This window comes from Flavobacterium sp. (genome assembly GCF_035760125.1).
Taxonomy (GTDB): Bacteria; Bacteroidota; Bacteroidia; order Flavobacteriales; family Flavobacteriaceae; genus Flavobacterium.
The window spans coordinates 1-16,171 of record NZ_DASTTN010000113.1; the positions used below are offsets into that span (position 1 = coordinate 1).

Annotated in this window: 11 protein-coding genes, 1 tRNA gene and 2 pseudogenes; 10 read left to right on the forward strand and 4 right to left on the reverse strand. The window is 32.8% G+C overall.

The annotated features are described in order from the left end of the window. A pseudogene (locus tag VFS71_RS04385) lies at positions 1-662 on the reverse strand (RND transporter); the annotation flags it as partial. 140 nt (positions 663-802) lie between these two features. On the opposite strand from VFS71_RS04385, the gene VFS71_RS04390 reads away from it, so the two are divergent. The 3 genes from VFS71_RS04390 (at position 803) to VFS71_RS04400 (ending at position 5,198) form a co-directional block, all read left to right on the forward strand. Continuing rightward, positions 803-2,152 carry a sigma-54 dependent transcriptional regulator gene (locus VFS71_RS04390; protein WP_326399605.1) on the forward strand — a complete coding sequence of 450 codons (1,350 nt, stop codon included), beginning with the start codon at positions 803-805 and terminating at the stop codon, positions 2,150-2,152. A 178-nt stretch (positions 2,153-2,330) separates the two neighbouring features. Then, positions 2,331-3,488: a HAMP domain-containing sensor histidine kinase gene (locus VFS71_RS04395; protein WP_326399607.1), complete on the forward strand. Its 1,158-nt coding sequence runs from the start codon at positions 2,331-2,333 to the stop codon at positions 3,486-3,488. A gap of 252 nt (positions 3,489-3,740) precedes the next feature. Further along, entirely contained in the window at positions 3,741-5,198 is a 1,458-nt protein-coding gene (locus VFS71_RS04400) for an NAD(P)/FAD-dependent oxidoreductase (RefSeq protein WP_326399617.1), read from the forward strand. Positions 5,199-5,297: 99 nt separating this feature from the next. On the opposite strand, the gene VFS71_RS04405 is transcribed toward VFS71_RS04400, so the two are convergent. Together VFS71_RS04405 and VFS71_RS04410 are read right to left on the reverse strand one after the other, a co-directional pair. Beyond that, entirely contained in the window at positions 5,298-5,558 is a 261-nt protein-coding gene (locus VFS71_RS04405) for a hypothetical protein (RefSeq protein WP_326399608.1), read from the reverse strand. 75 nt (positions 5,559-5,633) lie between these two features. Continuing rightward, positions 5,634-5,708 (reverse strand) — tRNA-Val (locus tag VFS71_RS04410). Between the two features lie 185 nt (positions 5,709-5,893). Here VFS71_RS04410 and VFS71_RS04415 point away from each other — a divergent pair. Continuing rightward, the gene (locus VFS71_RS04415) at positions 5,894-7,681 is read left to right on the forward strand and encodes an ABC transporter ATP-binding protein (protein WP_326399609.1); all 1,788 of its coding nucleotides are present in this window, start codon (positions 5,894-5,896) and stop codon (positions 7,679-7,681) included. 113 nt (positions 7,682-7,794) lie between these two features. Here VFS71_RS04415 and VFS71_RS04420 read toward each other — a convergent pair whose 3' ends face one another. Then, complete coding sequence (locus VFS71_RS04420; RefSeq protein WP_326399610.1) at positions 7,795-8,964, reverse strand: proline dehydrogenase family protein; 1,170 nt, start codon at positions 8,962-8,964, stop codon at positions 7,795-7,797. 92 nt (positions 8,965-9,056) lie between these two features. Between VFS71_RS04420 and aroB the strand changes: the two are divergent. The 6 genes and pseudogenes from aroB (at position 9,057) to VFS71_RS04450 (ending at position 16,010) form a co-directional block, all read left to right on the forward strand. Beyond that, positions 9,057-10,124: pseudogene (gene aroB / locus VFS71_RS04425) on the forward strand (3-dehydroquinate synthase). 292 nt (positions 10,125-10,416) lie between these two features. Then, positions 10,417-11,814 (forward strand): arginine decarboxylase, encoded by a 1,398-nt coding sequence (locus tag VFS71_RS04430; protein ID WP_326399611.1) that lies wholly within the window; start codon positions 10,417-10,419, stop codon positions 11,812-11,814. A gap of 133 nt (positions 11,815-11,947) precedes the next feature. Continuing rightward, complete coding sequence (locus VFS71_RS04435) at positions 11,948-12,919, forward strand: deoxyhypusine synthase family protein (protein WP_310004563.1); 972 nt, start codon at positions 11,948-11,950, stop codon at positions 12,917-12,919. Between the two features lie 15 nt (positions 12,920-12,934). Continuing rightward, the gene (locus tag VFS71_RS04440; RefSeq protein WP_326399612.1) at positions 12,935-13,330 is read left to right on the forward strand and encodes a DNA primase; all 396 of its coding nucleotides are present in this window, start codon (positions 12,935-12,937) and stop codon (positions 13,328-13,330) included. Between the two features lie 84 nt (positions 13,331-13,414). Further along, positions 13,415-15,526 (forward strand): DNA helicase RecQ, encoded by a 2,112-nt coding sequence (gene recQ, locus VFS71_RS04445; protein WP_326399613.1) that lies wholly within the window; start codon positions 13,415-13,417, stop codon positions 15,524-15,526. A 4-nt stretch (positions 15,527-15,530) separates the two neighbouring features. After that, positions 15,531-16,010, forward strand: coding sequence for a DNA-deoxyinosine glycosylase (locus VFS71_RS04450; RefSeq protein ID WP_326399615.1), 480 nt, complete (start codon positions 15,531-15,533; stop codon positions 16,008-16,010). Positions 16,011-16,171: the final 161 nt, after the last annotated feature.

A 16,171-nucleotide genomic window follows, 5' to 3' on the forward strand; every position in this document is an offset into this window, starting at 1 on the left:
TCCAAACTTTTGTTCATTATGGCAATCGATTGGTTTAGCTGTCCAATCTGAATTTGATTTGCCAGTTTTTCTTTTTTGACACTTTGTTTGATAATGTTCATACGCTCTTTTTGAAAACGATAATTCTCGTTGGTCTTCTCCCATTCATTTTTAGAAAGTATTTCTTGTTCAAAAAGCTTCTTGTTCAAATCAAATAGATTTTTTGCATCCAGATAATCGTGTTCTATTGCAATCAAGTCTTTTTCTAAATTCAACTCTTGATTTCTCAAATCGAGTTTGGCTTTATTCAAATTATTGATTTGCTCAATAATTGCCGTTTCCTGTTGCATATAAGCCAGTTCTGCATTTGGATTGTACAATCTTGCCAGTGGTTGCCCTTTGATAACCATATCTCCGTTTTCGACAAATATTTCCTGAACCGCTCCACCTTCAATGATGTTAATTAGCATTGAATGTAAGGGAGCCGCTTTTGCCTGAAAAGACATAAAATCTTCAAAATAATCATTTTCAACTGTCTTAATCGTGATTTCGTCTTTCTTTATTGTAAGGCTTCTTTTCTTGGTTGCCGAAGTAAAGATGATATACCCAAAGATTAAGATAATTGGCAAACCAATTAAAAGATACTTATTTTTGTTAGTTTTACGTGTAATTATGGTGTCCATTTCTGATAATTTGATAAGTCTAAAGAGATTATCGTGCCAGAAATTTAAACATCCTAATCCGCTTATTTTTAAGCTTTTATTTTTAACCAAATTTTTTAAGTGTTCGATAATGAACACCTTTTGTCCGAAACCGAACAACAATGAAAAAGACCAACGCCTCTATATTAATCATAGACGATCAAGAAGACATTCTTTTTGCTTCTAAAATGCTTCTTAAAAAGCATTTTGAAAACATTTTTACACTCAATAACCCGAAAAATGTGGTTGAATTATTGGCAAAAAATACCATCGACGTCGTTTTGTTGGATATGAACTACAGAATAGGATTTGAGGACGGCAGAGAGGGTTTGTATTTATTAAAAGAAATAAAAACGCTTTCGCCAAAAACCGTCGTTATTTTGATGACTGCTTTTGGTAAGGTAGAAACTGCGGTTGAAGGTTTAAAATCGGGCGCTTTTGATTATATTTTAAAACCTTGGGAAAACGAAAAATTGCTCAGCGTTGTAAAACAAGGTGTTGATAAAAGCCGAAAAGAACAAAAGAAGCAAAATAATGTTGAGAGTATAGAAGAATTCTTCGTTGGTAATTCAGATGTCATAAAAAAGGCTTATTCTCTGGCAGATAAAGTAGCCAAAACCGATGCCAACGTTTTAATTCTTGGTGAAAATGGAACCGGTAAATATGTTTTGTCACATCATATCCATCAACAATCAGAACGAAAAAACAGTTCCTTTATCCACGTTGATTTGGGTTCATTGAATACCAATATTTTCGAAAGTGAATTATTTGGTTATGTACAAGGCGCTTTTACTGATGCCAAAACTGATACACCTGGACGTTTTGAAATGGCTCAAAACGGAACTATTTTTTTGGATGAAATTGGGAATGTTCCTTTGCATTTGCAATCTAAACTTTTGCAGGTTATTCAAACCAAAACAGTAACCCGATTGGGAGAATCTAAGGCAAGACCTTTGAATGTCCGCATCATTACGGCTACCAACCTGAATTTGAAGCAAGAAGTTGTTGATAAAAATTTTAGGGAGGATTTGTATTATCGCATCAACACTATGGAAATTGTGTTGCCACCATTGAGGGAACGAAACGAAGATAAAATTCCGTTATCGCACTATCTTTTGCAAAAAATGATGGCGAAATACGAACGAAACGAAATCACTTTTGATGAAAAGGCATTAGAACAAATTGAAAAACATGCTTGGAATGGTAATATCAGGGAAATGGAAAATAGAATTGAACGTGCCGTGATTCTTTGCGAAAACAATCTCATTACTGTTTCCGATTTGGATTTGGAGAAAATCACTACTTACGAAGAAAATCAAGATGATATTCAGCTGTCAGCTGTTGAAAAAACAGCAATCGAAAAAATACTCACTAAGAACAATAACAATATTAGTAAAACAGCTGAAGAGTTAGGGTTGTCAAGAGCATCATTATACCGACGCTTAGAAAAATATAATATTACCACCAACTAATACGTATAAATCCTTGAAAACATACCATCTCCTTTTTTTTCGATTAATATTAATTCTTTCAAGTACTGGAACTTCAATTTTCCTTTTTCAAAAAGGATTAATTTTTTCGGCTATATTCGGTTTTCTCATAACTTTACTATTCGTTCTTGAAACGTATTTTTATCTAAAAAATGTCTTTTTGGTTTACGACAGAACAATTACCTCCATTTTGCAAAACGATTTTACATCAGATTTTTCAAAGCATAAATCCTATCAAAACTATTCAACCTTATTCAAATTGTATGAAAACCTAAAAAACAAACAAAATGAACAAGTTTCAAAAGACATTGTTTACAGTTCAATTTTAAACAATATCGAAACAGGCATTATCATTCTTCAAAAAGGAGAAACTGACTGGAATATATTTTTGATGAATGATTATTTTTCGAAACATTTTGATGTCCCAAAGGTTTCCAAATGGAGCTATCTAAAAAATAATTTGCCTACTTTATGTGAAATCATAGAGAACCAGAATTTCCAAGAAATTAAAACATCATTAGAAATACGCATTAACCAACAGGATACACAGACATTTGCGATGCAAACCTCTAGGAGTCAAATTTTCAATAACGATTATTTTATTGTTTTGTTAGATTCGATTCAAAATGTAATCGATAAAAAAGAAAAAGAAGCTTGGATTAATCTAATGAAAGTTATTTCCCATGAACTTTTGAATTCGATTACCCCTATTCGATCACTTTCCCAAAATCTACAGGACTTAGTTCAACAAGAAAATATTTCGGCAGAAGATTTAGATGATATGAAAACTAGCGTTGCCACGATGTTAAGGAGAAGTGACCATTTACAACAATTTGTAGAAAGTTACCGCAAACTTGCCATGTTGCCATCACCACAAAAGGAAAATATTGAATTGTTAAAATTGATAGAAAATAGTTTACAGATTATGGCCCCTATCTTCAAAAAGGAACAAATAGTAGTCATAAACAATATTACTTTCGACCGCAGGCTAAATGTTGACTCTCTACAAATGGAACAGGTATTAATCAATCTCTTGACAAATTGTATTCATGCCTTAGCGGATACTGAAAAAAAGCAGATTGCAATTTCTGCTGAAGTCAAAGAAAAGAGAACTTTTATAATGATTAGGGATAATGGAAATGGAGTTGAAAATGTGATAGAAAGCAAAATATTTCTTCCGTTTTTCACCACTAGGAAAGAAGGAGCTGGAATTGGCCTTACGTTATCCAAAAATATTGTGGAAGCACACGGAGGTTACCTAGCGCATAGAAATGAAAATAAACAAACCACTTTTGTAATTTGTTTAGTTGATAATTAACTATAAACAATTATTAGTTTAGTTTGTATTTATGGTTTCTCCGTAAATTCAAAAGTAGTTTTGTACTGGTAATCTTTTGTCTTAAATTTGCGCACCTGTTACAAGGGACAAAGCACTGAAAAATATAAATTTCTCCCGTTAAGTAATATTAGGAGTAATAAAATTGATAATAATTCTTTTACTATTAAGATTAGTATTAGATATGTTTTTTTTTACAAAATAGAAATCGAGCACAAATTAAATGAAGAGGAAGTGATAAAAGTGGAAAATGAAAAAGTAAGCTGGACTATTTGTATTGAATGTCAGGGACGTGGTAAAAAAAGTCAAAGGCTCAGCAAGAAAGTGCGACTCCACTACCAGAGAGAATTAGATAAATTTGAAAAAATGAATGGCGAAGGGACAGCTCCAGTTCGTCCTAAAAGTCATCTATACTCATGCTTGAATTGTTACGGATCTGGATTGCTTCATTCTGCCAACCATCCTATAGTTGATAAAGAAAACTATCCACACGTTGCCATTATTGGTGCTGGTATAGGTGGAGTAGCTTTAGCTGTGGCTTGTTTACACCGCGGAATTCCTTTTACTCTTTATGAACGCGATAATAACTTCAATGCTCGATCTCAGGGCTATGGACTCACTTTACAACAAGCTAGTAAAGCGATTGAAGGACTAGGGATTTTCTCGTTGGAAGAAGGTGTGATTTCAACAAGACATCTGGTTCATACTACAGATGGTAAAGTGATAGGTGAATGGGGAGTCAGAAAGTGGATGCAGTCAGATGTGAAAACGTTACCGAAACGTTCAAATGTGCATATCGCACGGCAATCTTTACGTTTAGCTTTAATAGAGCAACTCGGAGGACATGACGTTATACAGTGGGCACATCAGTTAGTCGACTTTAAGGAATGTGATGATGAAGGTATCAATCTGAGTTTTCAAGTGGATGGTGAGATAAAGAGTGTTAAGGCGGATCTTGTGGTTGGAGCTGATGGCATTCGTAGTTCGGTGCGAAGGTTACTGATTGGTGAAGAAACTACCCCTTTACGTTACCTCGGTTGTATTGTCATATTGGGGATTTGTCCTTTGAGTGCTCTTGAAGATCTTAATAGTTCTTTGCTGGACTCGGCCACTGTATTTCAAACCGCCAATGGTAATGAGCGAATCTACATGATGCCTTATAAGTCAGACTCGGTGATGTGGCAACTTAGCTTCCCAATGCCGGAGGAAGAGGCTAAAGCTTTAAGCGCTCAAGGGCCTCAAGCTCTCAAGGAAGAAGCGTGTCGTAGAACTCAGTGGCACGATCCCATTCCTCAGATTTTAGCGGCGACTCTGAAGACTCAGATTTCGGGCTATCCCGTGTATGATAGAGAATTACTCAAGTCAGAATTATTAGAGAAAGGTGGACAAGTGACTCTGATTGGAGACGCAGCACACCCAATGAGTCCGTTCAAAGGACAAGGCGCGAATCAAGCACTACTGGATGCGCTCGCTTTGGCAAGGGGGATTTCAAGAGGCTGTAAATCTTCATCTCATTGGAGAAAAGCTGGAGTAAGGGAAAGTGTATTAACTGATTTTGAATCAGAAATGTTAGAACGAAGTGCTACTAAAGTAAAAGATTCAGCAGAAGCCGCACAGTTTCTACATTCCGAAATTGTACTTCATGAAGGTGATGAGCCAAGAGGGCGATGTCTAAAGAAAAAAGAAGCATAACATAACTTGCTGGTTATGTTTATTGTCTCAGCATCAATTTTTACAAACTATTCAATACAATCGCCATCATATAAAAATATAGTGCTTTATTGTTTTTATTTAAGATTCATCCTCTTTTAAATCACTTATCGCATTAATCTGGTCAAGTATATTAGTTTGATTTGGCGAAATGTGGTTTTTGGCTTCAGGGATGTTTTCTTTTTTAAATAACAATGTTAATGCATTATGAAGTTTTAACAATACGTCTTTATCTTCTTTATCAATATCCAAAGCAGTATTGAAATCAAAAATATAGTTATTTGAATTTCGTACTTCTATTTTTATTGTTTTAGACGTGACTTTAAATTTTACTATATCCATTCTTAAAAGGAATATTATTAGTTTTTGTAAAAAAAAGACAAAAAAAAAACTCCATTATTTCTAATGAAGTTTTTGTGGGCGATGAGGGGTTCGAACCCCCGACCCCCTCGGTGTAAACGAGGTGCTCTGAACCAGCTGAGCTAATCGCCCTATTGCGTGTGCAAATATACAACTAGAACTCGTAATTGCAAGCGAAATTCAAAAAAAATAGAATAAAAATTATTAGATTTTTCTTTAGTTACTCATAAACAGTATCTTATTTAAAGTTGAAACTCCACTTTTTTTTTGGTTATCATCTTCTTATAGCCTTACATTTGTATTATAAAACAAATACAATGGCCCGATACCAAGAAAATGATTTACCAAAATCAAAAATTACAGCAAGTTCTCTACAAAAAGCAATCCTGATTTTCAAATATGCTAATAATCACAAATGGAAATTTTATGTTGGATTGGTATTTTTACTGCTTACCAGTGTTACTGCCCTAGCCTTTCCAAAGTTTATGGGAATGCTTGTAGATTGTGTCAACAAGAAAGATGCCCATTTGGCCAATGAAATAGCTTTAGGCTTAGGATTGGTACTGTTATTACAATCGTTGTTCTCGTTTTTTAGACTTTCTTTATTTGTAAATTTTACTGAAAATACGTTGGCCAATGTTCGCTTGGCTTTATATACTAACTTGGTTAAATTGCCAATGTCGTTTTTTTCCCAAAAACGCGTAGGGGAATTGAATAGTCGAATTAGCAACGATATTACCCAGATTCAAGATACTTTAACAACAACGATAGCTGAATTTTTAAGACAGTTTATATTGATTATCGGAAGTTTTGCAATGCTGGCCAGTATCAATATTAAATTAACCATTATGATGGTTTCAGTAGTACCGTTGGTTGGAGTTGCTGCAGTTATTTTTGGAAGATTTATTCGAAAATATTCTAAAAAAGTACAAGATCAAGTAGCCGAAAGCCAAGTGGTTGTTGAAGAAACTATGCAAGGAATAAGTATTGTTAAGGCTTTCGCCAATGAATGGTATGAGATTGCCCGATACAAAGAGAAAATCAGGGAAGTCGTTAAAATGGGTATTAAAGGAGGACAATTTAGAGGTTTCTTCGCTTCCTTTATTATTATTTGTTTATTTGGAACGATTGTGGCTGTTGTTTGGTACGGAGTACAATTAAGTATAGCTGGAGAAATCACGGTTGGGCAATTATTTACCTTTATATTATACTCAAGTTATGTAGGTGCTTCATCAGGAGGTATTGCCGAATTGTATGCGCAAATGCAAAAAGCAATTGGTGCTACTGAAAGAGTTTTTGAATTATTAGATGAAACTCCAGAAAAAATCAATTCAAACGTGCATATTCCTTCCATTAATAAAATAAAAGGTGAAGTGACTTTCAATAATGTGGCTTTTAGCTACCCAACTAGAAAAGAAGTACAGGTTTTGAAAGATATTAATTTCTCTGCTGGATTTGGGCAAAAAATAGCTCTTGTTGGTCCAAGCGGAATGGGAAAATCTACAATTGCCTCTTTATTATTGCGTTTTTATGATATTGAAAGTGGTGAAATTTTAATCGACGGAAAAAATATTTACGATTATGATTTAGAGAATCTTCGTGGCAATATGAGTATTGTTCCTCAGGATGTTATTCTTTTTGGAGGAACAATAAAGGAAAATATTGCTTACGGTAAACCAAATGCTACGGATGAAGAAATTATTTTGGCAGCCAAACAAGCCAATGCTTATGTCTTTATAGAAAGTTTCCCTGAGAAATTTGAAACTGTGGTTGGAGAAAGAGGAATTAAGCTTTCTGGCGGACAAAGACAACGAATTGCTATTGCTCGTGCCTTATTAAAAAATCCATCAATATTGATTTTGGACGAAGCTACTTCTTCATTAGATAGTGAAAGTGAAAAACTGGTTCAGGAAGCTCTGGAAATCTTGATGGAAGGAAGAACAAGTATCATTATTGCCCACCGTCTTTCTACTATACGTTCTGCTGATCAAATTCTGGTGCTTGACAATGGAAAAATCAGCGAGCAAGGAACACACCAAGAATTAATCAATTTAGAAAATGGTTTGTATAAAAACCTAAGTAATTTGCAGTTTAGTAATTCTTAGTTTTAAAATAAAAACACATAAAAAAAATCCATTTGTAGATATAAATGGATTTTTTTATGAAAGATGTATAGAGTTTTTTCAATATTAAAAAACTGAAAACTCCCTACTAAATTTTATTTTCCTTTTCTTCTATTACGTTCTGCTTTAATCATAGAAAGTTCACGGCTAGTTTGTCCAGCGACAGATGTATTTTCTTCTGCACGACGAATTAAGTATGGCATAACATCTTTTACAGGTCCAAATGGTAAATATTTAGCAATATTATATCCATTGGCAGCCAAATTATAACTGATATTATCACTCATTCCATACAATTGTCCAAACCAAATTCTTTCATCATTAGATTGAATTCCCTTAGTTTTCATCAACTCCATTAATTTATAAGTACTCTCTTCATTATGTGTTCCTGCAAAAATGGACATTGTGTCTAAATGCTCTGCCATATAAAGGACAGCTGCGTCATAGTTGATATCAGAAGCTTCTTTGGAAGCACATATTGGTGTTGGGTATCCTTTTTCTTCAGCACGAAGATTTTCTTTTTCCATATAAGCGCCACGAACCAATTTCATTCCAATAAAGAATCCTTCTTTTTGGGCTTGCTCATGCAATTTTTTCAAATAATCCAAACGATCCCAACGGTACATTTGAAGTGTATTGAATACGATTACTTTTTCTTTGTTGTATTTGCGCATCATTTCGGTAACCAAATCATCGGCTGCATCTTGCATCCAGCTTTCTTCGGCATCAATCAACAAGGCAACATTTTTTTTATGCGCTTCGCTACATACTTGATCAAAACGAGCCACTACTCTATCCCATTCTGATTTTTCTTCAGAAGTTAAAGTTTGTTTTTCTCCAACTTTTTCATATAAATCCAAACGACCTAAACCTGTAGGTTTAAAAACTGCAAAAGGAATTGCTTTACGCTCTTTTGCAAATTCAATTGTTTTTAGAGTCATTTCCAGTGCAGCATCGAATTGATTTTCCTCTTCTTTACCTTCAACTGAATAATCCAAAACAGAAGAAACTCCTTTGGTATACATTTTATCAACTACCGATAGGCAGTCATCTTCATTTACACCACCACAAAAATGATCAAAAACAGTAGCACGAATAAGGCTTTCAACAGGAAGATTTGCTTTTATGGCAAAATTGGTTACTGCTGTTCCTATGCGTACTAAAGGTTGGCTATTGATTAATTTAAAAAGAAAATAAGCTCTGTCAAGTTCTGTATCACTTTTTAGTGCAAATGCAATTTGTGTGTTATTAAAAATATTATTCATTTTTTGTTATTTTTTTATGCAAATATAAAGAGACTAAGCGATTATTATTAGCAAAATTTACCTTATTTTGCGCTTTCAATTAAATTAAAATCATGCAATCTATTCAAGCTAATAACTATCCTGTTCATTTCAACGAAATTGGATATGAAAAATTAAACCAACACCTAAAAGAGAACAAATATTCAAACCTATTTATAATTGCTGACACCAATACAAATGAGTATTGTTTGCCTAAATTTCTTCCTTTATTGGAAACTGATTTGACTATAGAAATAATAGAATTTGAAGCAGGAGAAATTAATAAAAATATTGAAACCTGTGTCGAAATCTGGAATGTCCTAACAGAACTAGGTGCAGACAGAAAAACATTAATCATTAATATTGGAGGTGGTGTTGTTACGGATTTAGGAGGTTTTGTGGCTTCTACTTTTAAAAGAGGAGTTGATTTTATTCATATTCCAACAACGTTGTTGTCTATGGTGGACGCATCTGTAGGTGGTAAGAATGGTGTGGATTTGGGTAATTTAAAAAATCAGATCGGGGTTATTAATACGCCAAAAATGGTGTTGATTGATACTCGCTATTTAGAGACAGTTCCTCAAAACTAAATGCGATCCGGACTTGCTGAAATGTTGAAACACGGATTAATTTTTGATAAAGCTTATTGGGAATATTTTTTAGATTTAAAAGCAATAGACTTTGATCATTTGGATGCACTTATTCATCGTTCAGTTGAAATTAAGAACGTCATTGTAACGCAAGATCCAACTGAAAAAAATATTAGAAAATCATTAAATTTCGGTCATACATTAGGACATGCTATTGAAAGTTATTTTTTGGAAAATGAATCCAAAACTACTTTGCTTCATGGAGAAGCTATTGCTGTAGGAATGATTTTAGAAAGTTATATTTCATTGCACAAAAATTTAATCACACAAGAGGAATACAATCAAATAAAAACAACAATAAAATCAATATATGATGATATTGTTTTTGAGGAAAATGATATCGATCCAATCCTTGAACTGTTGATTCACGACAAAAAAAATGAATACGGTATGATACAATTTGCATTGATTGAAGGTATCGGAAAAATAAAAATTAACCAATCTGTTGAAAACGAATTAATTCTAAACGCTTTTCAGGATTACAAATCTTAGCTATTTTTTAATAAAAAGGATTGCTTTGCGTCTGTTTTATTTTTTACATTTGCGCCAATGAATAAAAAACAAAATACTAAAACATTTTCTACCAAAAGGAACGGTAACAATAGGTCTTTCTTGAGCTTATTGAAACGGTTTTATGGTATAAAAGGGAACTTTAGTTTTGATGTGTTTCAATATTTCAAGGCCGATTACGAAAAACTACAGATTATCTACGCCAATATTAGAGTTTGAATTTCTATTAATTCTATTTTTTCAAATACAATTAATATAAAACTCTACAGAACAAATGAATACAAAATATTCCGATTTAATAAATCAAACGTATTACTTTCCTCAGGAAGAATTTAAATTAAACAAAGACAACCTTCAGTTTCATAATATCGATTTAATGAAATTGGTTGAAACCTATGGTACGCCTTTAAAGTTCACGTATTTGCCGCAAATTTCAAACAACATCAACAAAGCCAAAAGTTGGTTTCGTAAATCGATGGAAAAGAATAAATATGAGGCAAAATATTACTATTGTTATTGTACAAAAAGTTCTCATTTTGAATATGTTATGAATGAAGCATTCAAGAATAACATTCACATTGAAACATCTTCTGCCTTTGATATTAATATCGTTGAAAATTTATTAGAAAAAGGAAAAATAAATAAAAGCACTTATATCATTTGTAATGGTTTCAAAAGAGATCAATACATTGAAAACATTGCTAGATTGGTCAATAACGGACACAAAAACACCATTCCAATTATTGATAATTACGAAGAATTGGATTTGTTGCAATCGCAAATAAACGGTAAATTCAAAATAGGAATCCGTATTGCTGCCGAAGAGGAACCTAAATTCGAGTTTTATACTTCTAGATTAGGAATTGGATACAAAAATATTGTTCCTTTTTATAAGAAAGAAATTAAAGAGAATAAAAATTTGGAACTTAAAATGTTACACTTTTTTATTAACACAGGTATCAATGACAATGCTTATTACTGGAATGAACTTGTAAAGTGTATCAAGGTATATGTTGCATTGAAAAAGGAATGCCCTACTCTTGATGGTTTGAATATTGGTGGTGGTTTCCCTATAAAAAATTCATTAGCTTTCGAATATGATTACCAATATATGATTGATGAAATTATCAATCAGATTAAAATTGCCTGTGACGAAGCTGAAGTAGATGTACCAAATATTTTTACTGAATTTGGTTCTTTTACAGTTGGAGAAAGTGGTGGTGCCATTTATCAAGTTTTGTATCAAAAACAACAAAATGATAGAGAAAAGTGGAACATGATTGATTCTTCTTTTATCACTACATTACCTGATACTTGGGCAATAAACAAACGTTTTATCATGTTGGCTATCAACAGATGGAATGAGACCTATGAAAGGGTTTTATTAGGCGGAATGACTTGTGATAGTGATGATTATTACAATTCAGAACAAAATATGAATGCCATTTATCTACCAAAATACAATAAAGAAAAACCATTGTATTTAGGTTTTTTCAATACTGGAGCTTATCAGGAAACCATTGGAGGTTTTGGGGGATTGCAACACTGTTTGATACCACAGCCAAAACACATTTTGATAGACCGTGACGAGAATGGAATATTGGCAACTGAAGTGTTTTCAGAGCAACAAACCGCAGAGGACGTACTTAAAATATTAGGTTATAATAAATAATAGAATTTTAGGTTATTATAAATAATCATTAAAATTTGTGATTTAGAAAATTTGATATTTATAAATTTCTTTTATTTGTAATATCCAAATCTCAAATAACCTTTTGAACATTAAAATAAAAAAGAAAAAGAATATGAGTAAAGGACCAATCAGTCAATTTATTGAGAAGCACTATTTGCATTTCAATTCTGCATCTTTAGTTGACGCTGCAAAGGCATACGAACAGCAATTAGCCAATGGTGCTAAAATGATGGTAAGCATGGCTGGTGCAATGAGTACCGCCGAAATTGGAAAGATTTTTTCCGAAATAATTCGTCAGGATAAAGTTCAAATTATTTCTTGCACAGGAGCCAATCTTGAAGAAGATATCATGAATTTGGTAGCACATTCTCATTATGAGAGAGTTCCAAATTATCGTGATTTGACTCCACAAGATGAATGGGATTTATTAGAGAGAGGATTGAATAGAGTTACTGATACCTGTATTCCAGAACACGAAGCATTTCGTCGTCTTCAAAAACACATTTATAAAATTTGGAAAGATGCTGATGACAAAGGAGAAAGATACTTCCCGCATGAATTCATGTACAAAATGTTGTTATCAGGTGTTCTAGAAGAATATTATGAAATTGACCTAAAAGACAGTTGGATGTATGCCGCTGCTGAGAAAAATTTACCTATTATTGTACCAGGTTGGGAAGATAGCACAATGGGGAATATTTTCGCTTCTTATGTTATTAAAGGTGATTTGAAAGCTTCTACCATGAAATCTGGTATTGAATACATGGTTTTCTTATCTGATTGGTATCCAAAAAACAGCACTAATGGTGTTGGTTTCTTCCAAATTGGTGGAGGAATTGCAGGGGATTTTCCAATATGTGTAGTTCCAATGTTATACCAAGATATGGAAATGCATGATATTCCATTTTGGAGTTATTTTTGCCAAATCTCAGATTCAACAACTAGTTACGGTTCTTATTCCGGAGCAGTTCCTAATGAAAAAATCACATGGGGTAAATTAGATATCAGTACTCCTAAGTTCATTATTGAGTCTGATGCTACTATTGTGGCTCCATTAATTTTCGCATATTTGTTAGATTTATAATAATTATAATTATTTATGAAAAGAATAATAGTTGATTACGCCAAATTGACCAACGAAATTTTGAATCTTTTGGTCGAAAAATTTCCTGATGGTTATGATGATTCAGACATCATTCGTTTTAGAAATGCTAAAAATGAATTGATTGAAGCTGTTGAAGTTAGAACTGAAGACACAATATATTTAGTAAAAGTAAGTACTAAATTGGCTGACAGAATTGGAAATTTTGATGAAGATGATGAAATTGATGATGTTGTAGAACCAATCAGTGGTTTAGAACTAGATGTTGATGATGCAGATGATGATGACGAAGATGAAAATCTAGATAAACCAGATGTTGACGGTGATGACGAGGATGAAGATGCTGATGATAAAGATATTGCCGACGAAGATGATGAAGATGATGAAGATTAATTCTATAATTTTCTAAATAAATAAAAGGAGCTCTATTTCGAGTTCCTTTTTTTATTAGATTTATGTTTCTAAATATACGCCAAAATGACAACAGAAATTTTACATGCCAAACTAAAAGAAAATTTTGGGTTTGAAAAATTCAGACCCAATCAAGAAGAAATTATAAATTGCATTCTTTCTGGAAAAGATACTTTGGCTATTATGCCAACCGGAGGAGGAAAATCAATATGTTTCCAGCTCCCTGCTTTAGTATTTCCAGGAATTACTATTGTCATTTCTCCACTTATAGCCTTGATGAAAGACCAAGTTGATAGTCTAAAAGCCAACGGAATAGATGCTTGTTTTATCAATAGCAGCCAGTCTTCAGAAGAACAACAATTACATATTCAAAATTTAAAACACAAGAAAGTCAAACTGGTTTATGTTGCACCAGAGAGTCTATCTTTTTTGGAAAATGTATTCAGTGAGATAGTTGTGAGTTTAATTGCTATCGATGAAGCACATTGCATTTCGGCTTGGGGTCATGATTTTCGTCCAGCTTATACCAATTTGGGATATCTAAAAAATCGCTTCCCTTCTACTCCAATCTTGGCATTGACAGCAACTGCCGATAAAGCGACACGTACCGATATTTGTGATCAATTAAATTTAAAAAAACCTAAAATTTTTATTGCTTCTTTCGATAGAAAAAATTTAAGTCTTGAAGTTAGACCAGCTTTGGATCGTGTCAAACAAATTATTGATTTTATAAAAAATAAACCAAATGAATCCGGCATCGTATATTGCTTAAGTAGAAAGACTACTCAAGAGCTTGCCGAAAAATTGCAAAAAATTGGAATTAAAGCAAAAGCGTATCATGCAGGTTTGGACAACAAAATACGTTCAAAAACTCAAGATGAATTTATAAACGATGATTGCCAAGTGGTTTGTGCAACCATTGCTTTTGGAATGGGTATTGATAAATCTAATGTTCGTTGGGTGATTCATTATAATTTACCAAAAAATATTGAAGGTTATTATCAAGAAATTGGAAGAGCTGGTCGTGACGGATTACCTTCTGAAACTGTTTTGTTCGAAAGTTATGGTGATGTGATCCAATTGCAAAAATTTGCTTCCGAAGGATTAAATGCAGAAGTACAATTATCCAAATTGGAAAGAATGAAACAATATGCTGATGCCTTGAGCTGTCGCAGAAAAATATTACTTTCCTATTTTGGCGAACTGGTTTCCGAAAATTGTGGAAATTGTGATATTTGCAAAAATCCACCCGCTTTTTTTGATGGAACCATAATTGCCCAGAAAGGATTATCAGCAATAATCCGTTTACAAGAATCTGAAGCCTTACCTGTAATTGTTGATTTTTTAAGAGGCTCAAAAAATGCTTCCATTTATGACAAAGGTTATCAAAATTTAAAAACCTATGGAGTTGGTGCCGATATTTCGTGGTATGACTGGAATCAATATCTTATACAATTAATAAATTTGGGCTACTGCGAAATTGCCTTCCATCAACAGAATAAAATAAAATTAACTCCTTTTGCAAAAAAGGTATTGTTTGATGGAGAAAAAGTTCAATTGACAACTGTACAAAAAGTGAATACTGAGTCAGTTGAAATTAAAACTGCTAAAACAAAATCTACAGCAAACTCCCTTTTTGAATTTCTTAGAAAGTTGCGTTCAGAAATTGCTAAAGAAGAGGAAGTTCCTGCTTACATTATTTTTAATGATGCTACTTTAAAGCAGTTAGAAATTCAACGACCAATGAGCGACTCCGAATTTCTGGCTATTGATGGAGTTGGAAAAGCAAAACTTGAAAAATATGGGCATGTATTTATAAAAGCGATTATTGAATTTGAAAAAATTAAAAAGGTTAGAGCAAAAAAAGTAAATACAACTTATAAAGAAACTTTGGAAATGTTTCAAGGTGGAATGACAGTTGAAGAAATTGCAACAAAAAGAAAATTAGGGCTGCCTACAGTAATTTCGCATTTAGCTAAATTATATAGTGACGGCCATCCGATAGATTTGAGTGTTTTTATAAATGAGCAAGAAATTGCTAAAATTGCAAAAGCAAAAATTAAACTGGAATCACCAACAGCTTTAAAACCTTATTTTGATTTTTTTAAAGAGCAAATTTCTTATGATAAAATTAGAGTTGGTCTGGCCATACTCGAAAAAGAAAATGTAGCACTTTAGTTTTATGACAATACATTCATTCCCTTGTTTTATAAATTCAGAAACTGAAATATTAATTTTGGGAACGATGCCTGGTGCAGTGTCTCTAGCCAAACAGGAATATTATGCAAATCCGAGAAATCATTTTTGGAAAATAATTTATACACTTTTTGAGGCATTACCAATCCCGGAAAATTTTGAAGAAAAAGTTCAATTTCTTCGATCTAATAAAATTGGGTTATGGGATGTTTTAGAAAACTGCGAACGAAAAGGAAGTTTGGATATTCACATCAAAAATCAAAAAGAAAATGATTTTGAAGATTTACTGGATAAATTTCCATCAATCACCAAAATTGTTTTTAATGGAAAACAAAGCCATGCATTTTTTTACAAAAGATTCGGACAGATAGAAGGCATTACCTATTTTGTAATGCCTTCAACCAGTCCTGCAAATACTATGACTTTTGAGAATAAGCTAAAAATTTGGTCAAACTGTTTTAAATAAAACCAATTTAAAACTTACAAATATCTTTCTGCAAAAACTCTTTGATGATGTTTCATGTGACCAATGATTAAAAAACCTAAAGCTCTTACTGAAACTTCATGTTCTGATGCAATTCCAATTCTTCTTAATTGTTCATCAGAAAAACTTTTAAACATTAGTAA